The organism is Pseudomonas sp. HK3, from assembly GCF_052920985.1.
Genome location: NZ_JBREXD010000001.1, coordinates 1,933,875 through 1,947,465, shown reverse-complemented (window position 1 = coordinate 1,947,465; position 13,591 = coordinate 1,933,875). Strand labels below are relative to the sequence as shown.

12 protein-coding genes, 1 other RNA gene and 1 pseudogene are annotated in these 13,591 nt (G+C 42.5%); 4 read left to right on the top strand and 10 right to left on the bottom strand.

The genetic code is table 11. The features are described from left to right. Window positions 1-73: 73 nt before the first annotated feature. On the bottom strand, window positions 74-646 hold the full coding sequence (gene grpE, locus ACU6U9_RS09115; RefSeq protein WP_446734709.1) for a nucleotide exchange factor GrpE: 573 nt from the start codon (window positions 644-646) through the stop codon (window positions 74-76). A 113-nt stretch (window positions 647-759) separates the two neighbouring features. Here grpE and recN point away from each other — a divergent pair, with 113 nt between their 5' ends. After that, window positions 760-2,457 (top strand): DNA repair protein RecN, encoded by a 1,698-nt coding sequence (gene recN, locus ACU6U9_RS09110; protein WP_446734708.1) that lies wholly within the window; start codon window positions 760-762, stop codon window positions 2,455-2,457. A gap of 356 nt (window positions 2,458-2,813) precedes the next feature. Here the strand turns inward: recN and ACU6U9_RS09105 are convergent. Beyond that, window positions 2,814-4,161 (bottom strand): IS1182 family transposase gene (locus ACU6U9_RS09105; RefSeq protein WP_446734535.1). Its coding sequence is split into 2 segments (ribosomal slippage): window positions 2,814-3,977 and window positions 3,979-4,161, totalling 1,347 coding nucleotides; the frame shifts between segments, so codons are not numbered across the junction. A gap of 96 nt (window positions 4,162-4,257) precedes the next feature. Next, window positions 4,258-4,671 carry a ferric iron uptake transcriptional regulator gene (fur, locus tag ACU6U9_RS09100; protein WP_446734707.1) on the bottom strand — a complete coding sequence of 138 codons (414 nt, stop codon included), beginning with the start codon at window positions 4,669-4,671 and terminating at the stop codon, window positions 4,258-4,260. A 79-nt stretch (window positions 4,672-4,750) separates the two neighbouring features. Between fur and ACU6U9_RS09095 the strand changes: the two genes are divergently transcribed. Then, window positions 4,751-5,122 (top strand): outer membrane protein assembly factor BamE, encoded by a 372-nt coding sequence (locus ACU6U9_RS09095; RefSeq protein WP_446734706.1) that lies wholly within the window; start codon window positions 4,751-4,753, stop codon window positions 5,120-5,122. Between the two features lie 68 nt (window positions 5,123-5,190). Here the strand turns inward: ACU6U9_RS09095 and ACU6U9_RS09090 are convergent, their stop codons facing one another. Genes ACU6U9_RS09090 through ACU6U9_RS09080 form a run of 3 tightly spaced genes read right to left on the bottom strand, consistent with a single transcriptional unit; the run spans window position 5,191 to window position 7,288 of the window. Then, window positions 5,191-5,487 (bottom strand): RnfH family protein, encoded by a 297-nt coding sequence (locus tag ACU6U9_RS09090; protein ID WP_446734705.1) that lies wholly within the window; start codon window positions 5,485-5,487, stop codon window positions 5,191-5,193. A gap of 1 nt (window position 5,488) precedes the next feature. Further along, window positions 5,489-5,923: a type II toxin-antitoxin system RatA family toxin gene (locus ACU6U9_RS09085; RefSeq protein ID WP_446734704.1), complete on the bottom strand. Its 435-nt coding sequence runs from the start codon at window positions 5,921-5,923 to the stop codon at window positions 5,489-5,491. Window positions 5,924-5,932: 9 nt separating this feature from the next. Continuing rightward, a complete protein-coding gene (locus tag ACU6U9_RS09080; protein WP_446734703.1) occupies window positions 5,933-7,288 on the bottom strand; it encodes a sodium-dependent transporter in 1,356 nt (451 codons plus the stop codon). A 169-nt stretch (window positions 7,289-7,457) separates the two neighbouring features. On the opposite strand from ACU6U9_RS09080, the gene smpB reads away from it, so the two are divergent. Then, complete coding sequence (gene smpB / locus ACU6U9_RS09075; protein ID WP_446734702.1) at window positions 7,458-7,943, top strand: SsrA-binding protein SmpB; 486 nt, start codon at window positions 7,458-7,460, stop codon at window positions 7,941-7,943. A gap of 89 nt (window positions 7,944-8,032) precedes the next feature. Here the strand turns inward: smpB and ACU6U9_RS09070 are convergent, their stop codons facing one another. Further along, window positions 8,033-9,193: a hypothetical protein gene (locus ACU6U9_RS09070; protein WP_446734701.1), complete on the bottom strand. Its 1,161-nt coding sequence runs from the start codon at window positions 9,191-9,193 to the stop codon at window positions 8,033-8,035. Window positions 9,194-9,550: 357 nt separating this feature from the next. Here ACU6U9_RS09070 and ssrA point away from each other — a divergent pair. Next, window positions 9,551-9,907: a transfer-messenger RNA gene (gene ssrA, locus ACU6U9_RS09065) on the top strand. 189 nt (window positions 9,908-10,096) lie between these two features. On the opposite strand, the pseudogene ACU6U9_RS09060 reads toward ssrA, so the two are convergent. The 3 genes and pseudogenes from ACU6U9_RS09060 to ACU6U9_RS09050 all read right to left on the bottom strand — a co-directional run bounded on the left by ACU6U9_RS09060 (window position 10,097) and on the right by ACU6U9_RS09050 (window position 13,461). Beyond that, window positions 10,097-11,065, bottom strand: a pseudogene (locus tag ACU6U9_RS09060) (IS30 family transposase). 284 nt (window positions 11,066-11,349) lie between these two features. Next, the gene (locus ACU6U9_RS09055) at window positions 11,350-12,615 is read right to left on the bottom strand and encodes a hypothetical protein (protein WP_446734700.1); all 1,266 of its coding nucleotides are present in this window, start codon (window positions 12,613-12,615) and stop codon (window positions 11,350-11,352) included. 390 nt (window positions 12,616-13,005) lie between these two features. Continuing rightward, window positions 13,006-13,461, bottom strand: coding sequence for a Fur family transcriptional regulator (locus ACU6U9_RS09050; RefSeq protein WP_446734699.1), 456 nt, complete (start codon window positions 13,459-13,461; stop codon window positions 13,006-13,008). Window positions 13,462-13,591 lie beyond the last annotated feature (130 nt).

The window sequence follows — 13,591 nt, the reverse complement described above, 5'->3', positions numbered from 1 at the left end:
GAGCGTTAATCGTTTGCTTAACCCTAATGTGGGTATGGCTATTTTTATTTCAAGCCTTTATGCGTAAAAAATCTTAAGCTTGTTCGTTTACTTTTGGTGCTGCTTTCGACACGACAACCATTGCAGGGCGTAATAAACGGCCATGATTGGTGTAACCTTTTTGTACAACATTAAGTACAGTATTTGGTTCGGCATCTGGCGCATCGACCATTGAAATAGCTTGATGCAACTCAGGGTCAAACGGGTGACCCTCTGGGTTGATTGCTTCAACATTGAACTTCGTTAACGTATCAATGAAGCTTTTGTGGGTCATCTCGATGCCTTCAAGGAAAGGCTTAACCACGTCATCGTCTGGGCTCATGGCCATAGCACGATCTAAGTTATCAACAACATTGAGTAGCTCGCGAGCAAACTTCTCGGTGCTGAATTTATGCGCTTTCTCTACGTCACCCTCTGCACGGCGACGTACATTTTGGGTTTCCGCTTGGGCGCGCAGTACTTCTTCTTTGAGTTGAGCCACTTCGGTTTGAAGCTCAGCTACGAGGTCATCAGCCACTTCTTCAGTGATTGCTTGGCCATCAACTTGCTCTTGCGCCAGTTGCTCTTCGTTTTCCACTTCGGGAGTGATGTTTTCCTGATCAGACATTCGTCTCTCCAAAACACAGATCAATAAAAATAATGTATGCCCTATATGGGGATGGAAAAAACAGTTTCAAGAACTTTACAAACACAATTTTTACTGTATAAATAAACACATGTATGAATATACAGGTAAAATTAACCATGCTGGCACATATCTCAATTAAAGATTTCACCATCGTTGACACATTAGAACTCGACCTAAAGTCGGGCTTTAGTGCCGTTACCGGCGAAACCGGTGCAGGTAAATCCATCATGCTGGATGCATTATCACTGGCAACGGGCGGCAAAGCCGAAGGCTCTCATGTTCGTCCTGGGGCAAATAAAGCTGAGATATATGCCTGCTTTGAGTTAAAGCAGAAGCCGAAGCTGCAAGCTTGGCTCGTTGACAACGACATGGCTGATGATCAAGAACAGCTCATACTATCACGCATTATTACCAACGAAGGCCGCAGTCGAGGCTATATCAACGGCCGCCCAGCACCGCTGCAACAATTAAAAGAACTCGGCCAGCAGCTATTAGACATTCACGGGCAGCATGCCCATCAAATGCTATTGCACAAAGACGCGCCTCGTCAGTTACTGGACAATTACGGCCAATATAACGATTTACTTAAAGACGTAAAAAGCAGTTATCAACATTGGCAAACACTAAAAACACGAGTTGATCACCTGCAAAATCAAACAGATGAATCATTGGCTCGTATTCAGCTACTGGAATACCAAGTTCAAGAACTTGATCTTCTAGACCTACAAGCAGAAGAAGTCGAAAGCCTTGAAGCTGAACAAAAGCGATTGGCCAATGCCGAAACCCACTTACTTAGTGCTCAGCAAGCGCTGCACTTATGTCAGAACGATGATGACCGAGGTGACGCTTATCAAGCTGTACAGCAAGCCCTGCAAAAGCTTGATCCGCTCATTGATAGCAGCCCCGCTCTTGCCAGCGCACATGAATTGCTGAATCAAGCCTATGTGGTAATGGGTGAAGCCACCTATGAATTAGCAAGCTATATTGATAACTTTGAAGTCAGCCCTGAACAACTGCTGCACGTAGAGGAGCGCTTAAATGCCATTTATGAACTTGCTCGCAAGCATAAGGTGCGCCCTGAAGAATTAAGCCAACTGCACACCACCTTGGCCGAAGACCTTGCTCAACTAAAAGGGCAAGACCAGTCGCTAGATGAGTTAATCATCGCGTTAGAGCAAGCAGAGGACGTGTTCTGTGGGCACAGCAACGCGCTAAACAAAGCACGTAACAAAGCGGCTGAAAAACTGCGCAGCGAATTATTGAAGCTATTAAAACAACTGGCCCTTGATAAAACCCAGATTAAATTTGAAGTGGACAACCAGCCCATTCACAAAGCGACAAAGTATGGCGCAGACCAAATTCAATTATTGGTTAGCTTTAACCCTGGGCAGTCCTTGCAACCATTACAAAAAGTGGCGTCCGGTGGTGAGCTGTCTCGCATCAGTTTGGCACTGCAAATTTTAATTCAGCAAGGCCCTGACACTCTCATATTTGATGAAATTGACGTAGGTGTCGGCGGTGCAACTGCAGAAAGAATGGGTCGCTTACTCAAACAACTGGGCAGCAAAAAACAAGTTATAAGTGTAACTCATCAACCGCAAGTAGCGGCACTTGCTCACCAGCATTTACTGGTAAACAAGTTGAGCGGTAAACAGCAAACACGCACCCAAATTCGCAAACTCGATAACGATCAAAGACAACAAGAACTGGCACGCATGATGGGAGGCTTAGAGATCAGCGACCTCACGCTTGCCCATGCCAAAGACATGTTAATGGCGGCACAGGTATAAGCCGCCGGTAAAGACTCTGTGTGGACGGAGAGCCCAAGGATGGGAGACACGGCAACCCCAGCATAAAACTTGCCGTAGCCTGCTAATACCCAATGGAATGGGTAAGGCAGGCAATATTAATATCGACACACTGTCGAGTATAAAGCAGACATAAAAAAAGCCAGCATAGCTGGCTCAGACTGCTGATAAACCCCAGTGTTTTCACTGGGGTTTATTCATTTCAGGGCAATTTAAGCGCCTCCTTGCTCAATTTATTCTCACCTCATATATCTCAATTTAATATTCCACCCACACTTATCGAGCTTTAGTTTGGCCTGATAAGGCTTTTCTGACAGGCATTTTTAATGCAAAGCGCTTTACGCTGCCATTAATGCGATCTTTTTCATATTTTGCGCAGCGGCCGTCATTAAGCACTGCATTTGCACTTTGTGTTTGCCTCGAAATTGCGCGTAGCGATAGCCGTGTAATTGTTTGGCATCTGCAAAACTTCTTTCCACCGTTTCCTTTCGCCTTGCGTAAAGTAGTTTGCCTTTGTCTGTTAAGCGGTGTTCGTTGATTCTATCCTTGCTGCCTTCCCAAACATGCCGCGTAATCACTTTTGTGTGATTTTGACTGTTGGTACAGCGCGTTAAGTCTGGGCAGTGTTGGCATGCGTTTGCGTCGCTATGATATTGGCGATAGCCTTCTCGAGTGGTGGTGCGATAAAAAACATTCTGTCCTTGTGGGCAGGTGTAGAGATCTTGTGTTTCATCGTAAACGTATTGGTTTTTGTAGAAATACCCTTTTTTATGCGTGGGTCGTCTGTAGCCCATGACACCATAAAGGTTTCTATCTTCGATGCCTTTGCATAACGCTGCGGTAAAATACCCAGCATCCAAACCCACATGCTGAAGATTAAATCCAAAACGTTGCACCTGTCTGTCGAGTCTTGCTAGATACGGGACACTGTCGTGAACATTACCCGCTGTGACGTGTACGTCGGTAATGATGTTGCAGCGTGCATCAACTGTGCGATGGTCTAAATAGAAAAACCCCTTTGGCTTGTTATCACGCACCATGTAGCCACTGTCTTTGTCTGTGGTGCTTTGTTTGATGTCTCTCGATTTATTGGGCGTCTCTGACCGCGACGCCAAGGGCTTTTTTCCGTGATCTAGCCTGTCTTGCTCAACCGCTTTATCCAGCTCATCCATATACGCTTGGCGTTCAGCTTGTGCTTGCACTTTAATGTGCTTGTTTTTATTGGCGTTGGCTTTCAAATGAGTAGAGTCGGTATAAAGGGTGGTTCCGCCCACCAGCTTCTTCTTCATGGCTTGCAGCACGATTTCATCAAAAATCTGCTGATAGACATCGGATTCTTTAAACCGTCGAATACGGTTTTGGCTTAAGGTGGAGGCATCGGGAATCTTGTCGGTTAACCCAAGACCTAAAAACCACCGATAGGCCACGTTAACCTGAACCTCGCGGATTAATTGGCGCTCGCTGCGCACGCCAAATAAATAGCCGATGAATAATAATTTGAATCATCAAAGTGGGATCTAACGCCGGTCGGCCGTTATTGGGGCTATAAAAGTCTTTGACTAAATCGTGAATAAAACTGAAATCCACTTTCTGCTCAATCTTGCGCAGAAGATGGTCATTAGGCACAAGCTCGTCAATGGAAACGAACTCAAGTTGCGACTGTGTTTGGGGGCGGTCATTTAGCATGGCCCTATTATAAAAAATCCTCACCTAAAAAGGCGAGGACTTTGTCAGCAGTCTGAGCCAGCATAGCTGGCTTTTTTTATGGTCAAACGGTCGAGGCTACTTTTCGCCTTTTGGCTTCACGTACAATACAAGATTGTGCTCTACCAATTCATAACCATATTCTTCGGCAATCAAATGCTGAAGTTTTTCAATTTCTTCGTTTACGAACTCAATCACTTGGCCTGTTTTTACACATACCATGTGGTCGTGGTGGTCACCACGGTCAAGTTCAAACACACTGTGGCCGCCATCAAAGTTGTGGCGTTCCACAAGGCCTGCGCTTTCAAACTGGGTAAGTACACGGTAAACCGTGGCTAAACCCACCTCTTCGTCGGCATCCATCAATGCCTTGTACACATCTTCCGCACTCATGTGCGGTTCGGACGCTGCTTCAAGTATTTGCAGTATTTTTACTCGAGGCAGTGTCACTTTAAGACCTGCTTTGCGTAATTCTAAGTTTTCATCTGCCATGGGGTTATGCTCTTTGGTCGTTGCGAGCAACGCAACTTCAGGTATTATGCAATCAACTTTTAAGTGACGGTTATTCTACATGTTTCGATTTATTATCACAGCCACAGTTTTAATATTATTAAGCGCTTGTTCTATGCAAGTGTACAAACTCAATGTCCAGCAAGGCAATATTGTCACGCAAGACATGCTTGATAAGCTTAAACCCAGTATGAGCAAAGGACAAGTTGCCTATATTATGGGCAATCCTGTCTTGAAAGACACCTTTAGTTCTCGCTTCTGGGATTACACTTATCGCACTGAGCGCCGCGAAGATGAAGTAAAAAGCTATCATATTCGTGTACATTTTGACCAAACTCAAAAATACACTCACTTTGAAGGCAAGCTTCCTGAGTCGACGGCACCAGAGCTGCAAAAAGCAGATGACAAGCCGCTAAAAGTCTTTGGGGATTAAGTAACCCTTAAAATTAAGACAATAAAAAAGGCCCGATGGGCCTTTTTTATTGTCTTAATGCAGAGTTGCTAAGCTTTTTTAGCCGCTTTTGCTGCTCGATTAGCACGGGCTGCTTTAGGGTCAATAATTAGCGGGCGGTAAATTTCGACCCGATCCGCTTCTTTCAACACTTCATCTTTTGGATTACGCACTGTCTTACCAAAAATACCCATTTTTGCATCGTCTAAAACAATTTCAGGAAAAACACTGCAAATACCAGATTGCTCAGCGGCTTGATAAACCGTGCACCCCGGCTCTACTTGCAACACAATTATGCGTTGCTTTTCCGGGGTCGCATACGCCACTTCTACTTGAATTTGCGTCATTTTACACTCCGTATACTGCATCAGCGCGCTTTACGAAGGCATCGACCATCGTATTGGCGGCTTGTTTAAAAATTGGACTTAAGGTCAGGGATAATATTTTACCCGCCACTTCAAAGTCCAATTCTAAAATCACTTTACACGCCTCGTCATTAAGCGGTTTAAATGTAAACTTACCATTGAGCTTACTAAATGGCCCATCAATTAGCTCCAGCGTCATCCACTGGGGCGCCTGTTTTACATTGCGCGTGGTGAACGTTTGCTCAATACCACCTTTGCGTATTGTCATACCGGCAACCAACTCAGTTTCTGTTTCCGATACAAGGTGTGCATTAACACACCAAGGCAAAAACTGAGGATATGATTGCACATCACACACCAATGCAAACATGCGCTCTGCACTGTGCATAACCAGCGCAGAACGTTCTATGCGAGCCATAAACTACCTTTACTTCACCAAACCATTAATCAGTACAATACCGATGGCCACTGGCGCAACGTATTTCAAGATTATGCGCCAAATTTCGAACAATATTGGTGACTGCATTTTCACTTCGTCACGAACATCTTTTTCTTTCATTTTCCAAGATACAAATACTGCGATCAGTAAGCCGCCAAGTGGCAACATGATATTTGCAGTTAGGAAGTCCAATGTATCGAAAATAGTCTTACCAAAAATCTTAAACTCGGCCCATTCGTTGAAAGACAAAATAGTACCAATACCAAGCAACCAAATCACAAAACCAATTGCAGAGGCAGCAACCACACGACTAACGCCTTTGCTCTCTACAGCCCAAGCAACAACCGGCTCACCCAGTGAAATAGCTGAACTCAATGCTGCAAATGCAACCAATACAAAGAACAATGTGCCGAAGATTGTACCCGCTGGCATTTGAGAGAATGCTAGAGGCAATGTTTGGAACAACAAACCAGGACCTGCGCCTGCTTCAAGACCGTTACTAAACACAACTGGGAAAATAACAAGACCAGCAACCAATGCGATTAGAGTATCCAAGAACGCAACGGTCATAACCGTCTTACCTACAGACGTGTTTTGCGGCATATACGCGCCATAAGCCATGATCGCACCCATACCTAAACTTAATGTAAAGAAGGCATGGCCCAGGGCCACAACAATACTTTGACCTGTAATTTTAGAAAAATCGAAACTAAATAAGAAATCAAAACCCGCACCAAAACCTTCAGTGCTCATTGAATAACCTAACAATATAATTAAGATCAAAAATAACATCGGCATTAGAATGCTAATAGAGCGCTCTAAACCTTTGTTCACACCTCGAGCAACAATACTAATTGTCAAAATCATAAATAAGGTGTGCCATCCTAGTAATTTCCAAGGATCGGCTAATAAATCACCAAACGTTGTACCGACGCTTTCTGCCGTAGCACCATCGAATGCACCACTGGCCATAAGGAAGATGTAATCCAGTGACCAACCTGCAATCACTGAGTAAAAAGATAGAATTAAGAAACCTGAAACGGCGCCCATCCAACCAATACCAGCCCAATCACGGTGTAATTGCTGATCTTTCGATATCGCGGCCATTGAATTAATAGGGCTTTGACGACCTAAGCGACCGAGTGTCACCTCCGCAATCATGACAGGAATACCAATCACACAAATACAAGCCAGGTAAACAAGAACAAAAGCTCCGCCGCCATTCTCGCCTGTTATATATGGGAATTTCCAAATGTTACCTAAACCGACAGCGGAACCTGTTGCGGCTAAAATAAATAGCCAGCGACTACGCCATAAACCATGAATGCTCTTTTGCTCAGCCATGTGCCTTCCTGTGTATAAAAGATGTTGCTGTTATTGTCTGTAATTATGAGAGCTATCTCAAGAGAATCCGTCATGATCGAATTAAATGGCTTAAATAACCATAAAAAACCATTTGAAACCCTCGTTTCCCGCATATCTTTTTGGCGAATTCGCCCCTATAATCGCTGCTATGGCTAAGAGTAATAAAAAAACCAAAAACAGCGGTTCAAGCATTTGTGAGAATAGACGCGCGCGTCATGACTACATGCTTGATGATAAAACCGAATGCGGCGTTGCATTATTAGGTTGGGAAGTAAAAAGTATCCGTGCGGGCAAAGCCCAGCTTGTGGATGCTTTTGTTGTGATACACCAAGGTGAAGCATGGCTTCACGGAGCGAACATCACACCACTTAATACTGCCAGTACCCACGTTATCTGCGACCCAAGACGAAATCGAAAACTATTGCTGAAACGCAAAGAGCTCGATAAATTCGAAATGGCAGCTAACGCCAAAGGCTACACATTAGTTGCCTTAGAAATGTACTGGAAAGGCCCTTACGTAAAATGCAAAATTGCCTTGGGTAAAGGTAAGCAGGCCCACGATAAACGTGAGTCTGACAAAGAAAAAGACTGGAACAAACAAAAAGAACGTATCATGAAACATAACGTGCGCTAATTTGTTAAATCTTTTTACCCTTACCTAAACAGTTTTATCTAATTAACAAAAAGCCCAAGTACCATTTGATACTTGGGCTTTTTTATTGGTTAGAAGTAATAACCAAATTGGATGTTAAACTGGGTATTCCAGTCGTTGTCACCATCCCCAGCTGCAAGTGCATTAACTGCACTGCCATTACCAAAGAATAAGGCATTCTTACCGGCATTAATGTCTACGAATGTGTACAGATCACCAGTCACAAACATAGTACCAACAGAAAGCATTTGTGAATCATCAAAACTAGACTCATCTTTATCGATTAAGTTGTAATCGGTATAAACACGTACTTGATCAACAATACCACCTTTATAAGGTAGGTCGTAATGGAAGTTGGCAACATACATATTAGCCTCTGAAGCCATTAGGTAAGTTGTACCAAACGCACCTAATTGAACAGAGTCTTCGCTCACACCATCTTGGTTTTCAGGGTTATATTCATAACGAGCCGCTTGCAATTGCACACCGAATGCATCGTATTTACCATTTAGGAATACGGCTGCTGCCCAAGCATCACCCATCTTTTTGGTAACATTATTGTATAATCCATTAAGCTGTAGAGAGCCACCAAATTCGCTACCACCTACTTTATAGCTAGCATGAAAGTTTAACTGATGCGCTTCTTCGTTTGCTTGCCCGTTTGTCCCTGCTGACGACACAACGTCCGCAGAAAAACGCTCTGCATTAGAAGGGCTTTGCTCTCCATTAGAGAAATAAGCAACCTGAACATTCAACGCATCACGCTGAGTGATATATTTAACACCCGCATCATAGTCATCGTTAAAGCCCATGACCAAAGCATTGTCGCCCCAATCGTTGTGAGACTCGTATGGCAGGATACCAAAAGGCACCTTGGTGATACCCACTTGAATTTCAGAGTCATCACCGATATCTGTAGCAAAATAAATATGGTGAACCATAGAAAGGCCATCATACCAACGGTATTGCGATGACAAACGTACGCCGTTCTTTTCTGTCTCTGCACCTAGGTTGATTTGGTTGAAACGGAAGTCACCACCACGATCTTCTTGGCGCTCGTCCCAATCTTTAACGGTATAGTTCAAACGATAACTACCCGTAATTTGAACTTTCTCTAACGCCTCGAGTCTACTCTCAATGTCGCCTTTCTCTTCAGCATAAGAAACAGATGATGCTATCGCCGCGACAAGTACTAAAGGCAACGCACGCCCTACAGTATGTGTAAGTTTCATATTTTCACCAAATACATAATTGATTGGAATTCAGCTGACTATTCAGTCAAATAAAAAGGCAGCATTCTATAGAAGCAAACACTGTAAATCAGTAATTATTTTGCAATAACTCTATGAAATAGCCAAATATAATAATTGGCAACTGATATTTTAATTTTACTTAAACATTTGTCCCAGCTTGTATGTTTTATGATCACAGTCTGACCCAACTATGAATGACAACACAGATCCTATATTTTCGCTTTCAAACCAATCTAAATCACACGATAGACAACGCAACAAAACAGCCTATATTCAATGTCTTAACTTGTATTAACCGCAATGCAGGCATACAATTGGCTTAACCAAAAAGCTTTTGGGGACGATTTTGGATTCGACGTCGATGATGAAGCTTGAGGTGCATGTGGTGAGGGTATAACGATCACCTAAATCCCCGTTGTACATTTTAATAGTCGCAAACGACGAAAACTACGCACTAGCGGCTTAATTGCCGCTAATCTCGGCGTCTGGATGCTTATAAACAGACAATGAGAGCATCGCAGAATAAGCTCGCACGGGAGGCTCGCCTAAGGCCAAACTGCTAAATAGTATTAGGCTCACCCTAAGCACCCTGTCTCTCGGGCGGTGATGGGCTAAACTAATAGAGAGAATAAACATGTAGGACCAATAGTGGAGTGTTGACGGACGCGGGTTCGAACCCCGCCGTCTCCACCAAATTTTTGCTAACGCGTTAGCATAGTTTGATACAGAGTTAGATTGTTTAACTCACATCCAAGATCAGGTGTGTTCAATTAATCGAATACCATCAAAAAAGCCCAGGCCTAATTTAGGTTCTGGGCTTTTTTGTTTTTAAAAGTAGACGCCTCATAAAATTAATACTCTATCGCGCTAAAATGCGTGAATTCAACTCACAAGTGCAACCGGTGGGTTGATTCCAAAAATCGTTTGATTCGGTGTTTTAAATTCTAAGCATTTTCTTGGGCGATTATTGAGTTTATTAATAACAATTTCAATATCTCTTTTATTCAGCAATGAAAAATCCGATCCTTTTGGAAAATATTGGCGTATTAATCCGTTTGTATTTTCATTTAATCCTCGTTCCCACGAACTGTAGGGATGAGCGAAATACGATTTTGATTCACTCTCCTTAGCGATATCCATGTGGCCAGCGAATTCTTTTCCGTTGTCATACGTAATGGTTTTAACCACATCATGGTAACCGCTGAGCATCTCTTTGATTGTATCAGTCACCGCTTCTGCACTTTTATTTTTGGCCAGCCCTATTAACGTAAATCGTGTTTTTCGTTCAACTAGCGTGACCAATCTTGGCCCTGCTTGCAAACCTGTCACGGTATCCGCTTCCCAATCACCTATACGCGTTTTTAAATCAACGATGCTGGGGCGATCATCAATCGAAACCCTGTCTTTTAGCTGTCCTCGGCGGCTATTTGTACCGTAACGCTTTCGTCGTTTCTTTTGACAACGCAGGTGCTGATGCAGACTCCCTCCATCAGATTTGTTTTGATAAATGTGCAGGTAAATCCACTCATGGCTAATAAAAATGGCTTCGTTGATCGCTAACCATTCGCTGATCTGCTCTGGACTCCAGTCTTCCTCAATTAGCGCCTCCACACGCAGCCAATGGTGCGAGGGAATACGCGTTGACGTACGCTGCTGCTTTCTATTTTCTGATAACTGTTGAGCTTGCCTAGGCCGATAACCTCTAAGCCCAGTGTTGCGTTTTAACTCTCTTGAAATAGTTGACCTGTGAACGCCTAATTTTTGAGCGATTTATTTTTGTGTCAAACCAAGTGTGCGATCTTCGTAAATTTGGTATCGTTGATCTTCTGTGAGCTGGGTGTAATTTCTCATAGTGCCTATCATTCTTGCCGGAACGAAAAGCAGAGAGGTTACCCCAGCTTGCTCTTTATTCCGACCTGATGTTGCACTTACAAGTTGAATTCACGAAGTAATTTAGTAACACACGCATAAAATATCAAATCACCCTAACTCACTCCTCACTCCTCACTCCTCACTCCTCACCATGCTAAAGCATTTCTTTTACTGGTGAATTTTCAACTTAGCTTAAGATGGAGACAACTCATCTACCATGTTATTTTGAATGATTGAATCAACAACCACCCAAGAAAAAACAATCATTCCTCGCTAACAACACCAACCCATGATAAATATTTTGGTGTGAAGTCGAGCGTTATTGCATCTTTCAATACTCCGCTACTCGAATCAATAACCACTATTTTTTTATCAATACTGTCTACGATGTAAATATCGTCACTCACAGGGTTTGTAATAAATGCAATTCGACTATGACCTGTTAATTCAGGCAGTTTATTTAATGCTTTTACTTTATTTAAACGGCTAAAGTTATCCGCAATATTTAGAACGTGAACAAAACCTGACTTATCCAGCACAATTAAAGCGTCACTCTCAACTTTAGAGCTTAAATACTCAGAGTTATCACCATTTGTCCAATCTACAGCTGTGATCTTAGATTCATTAATATCAAGAGCGTATAATTTACCATTTGCCCACCCCGCTATAACATTCGCTTTGGCATCTCCTGAAAAAGAGCCAATACGATCACCTTCAGGCATCGTTGTCGGGTTTTCAATCTTATGGGCAGAGAATGATGTCCCGTCTTGTTTAATGATTAATACGCCATCTGAACAGCCAAATACACTTGCATTATGTGTAGAGAAACTACCGTGCAATGCCGGACAATTTAAATCGAAGCGCTCGACAAAATCATAATTGCTTGATGACTCATTAAATTCATATAACTCTACTTGGTTAGGTAATGTTGATTTAAGCTCGGCAGGTCGGTACGTGGTTATTAAAAAATTACCGCGAGGTTCTGCTGTGCCATGCATATAATTATCTAAATTTAACGACCGCTCGTTATTAGTTAAAATACCATCGCCATCGAAGCTGATAACAGAGGACATTAATGATGTCTTACTATCGCCGTCAAAAAATATGGCTACCTGCCCGTCATTATTTCGAATGTGCGTTGGCTTTACACCATTAAATGTTTTTGATAATAGCGATGCATCTTTTTTATAGTCATGTAAGTGATCACCATGGTCTTCTTGATACACGCCGCCATCAACAATTTGTACAATATTTTGCTCACGCTCAGCAACCAAACCAAATCGATATTTGGGCGATGAATACAACGAACTCGCAATATTATTCAGACTGATGCGATCTAGCTCGGCCCCTTTTTTTAAGTCAACCACAGCTAACTCAGCTGAGTCTGCAGAAGAAACCAATAAACGACCACTGGCTGTTGTTTCGCTTTTTGATTTTTCACTAGACCCACCAGACTTACTATCGTTACAGCCGACCAAACTCATTGCGGCCATCAATATTGGTAGGGCCACTATTTTATTTATCATCATAAAATCTCTTTCAGTTAGTTTTAAGCGTTCATTCTTTATTAGGGCTGATATCACAGACAGCAAATAACGTAATATTGAATAGTTAAAACGCACTCTCTATCACTTGTTTTAGATATATTCATTGCCATAAAAATGGCTATAACGTGGCATGATATTTACGTTTTAGGTGTATTCATCTTTTCGATAACAGCGTCGCTATCTAGACGCGTCACGCCATTGTTTTAATATTTGAACGCACATTGATTCACTCTCAGCAGACATAAACGACACCTGATCCAAGACAAATCAATAGATATGTTACAACATATCATAATTATTACAAATAAAAGTTATGGTGTATCATTTCGATAGGATGGGATAGTGCATGGGGATTAACCCGTGCAGGTCTATTTAGGCTTTGAAGCAGCTCTTGCAGACACAGCTCATTTCAAACTGTGGGCTCACCAACATAAAGCCAGCTTTGTCTGCATTAAGCTGCATTTCATCAATAATTGATTGCTTGATACTGATCTCTTCAACTTTCTGACATTCACTGCAGATTAGAAACTGAGGGACTTCATGGGGGTGGCTGCAAGTAATATGAGCACAAGCAACAAATTTATTCGCAAGGCTTAGCTTATGCACCAATCTTTCTTCTTGCAGGAAATCTAAGATTCGGTACACCGACATTACCGGTATGATTTCACCGAATTCAACCTTATAAAGCTCTGCCAGCTCATAGGCAGAAGTGGCTTTTTTAGACGATAAAAGCGTTGAGAATATTTTTTTTCTCTTTTCCGTAAAGCGGGTGCCATGCTCTTTACAATGTTGCTCAGCATGGGCAATAATTTTTTGAATACTTGCCATTCACAACCTCCAAATCAGTTACCTGGCATTATAACCCTTAGTACAAGTTAATTACTTAACTAAATTGGTCATGCTATTTATGATGGCCTTTAATTATGATGAGGTTAATAAAAGCACTATATTCTGAGCA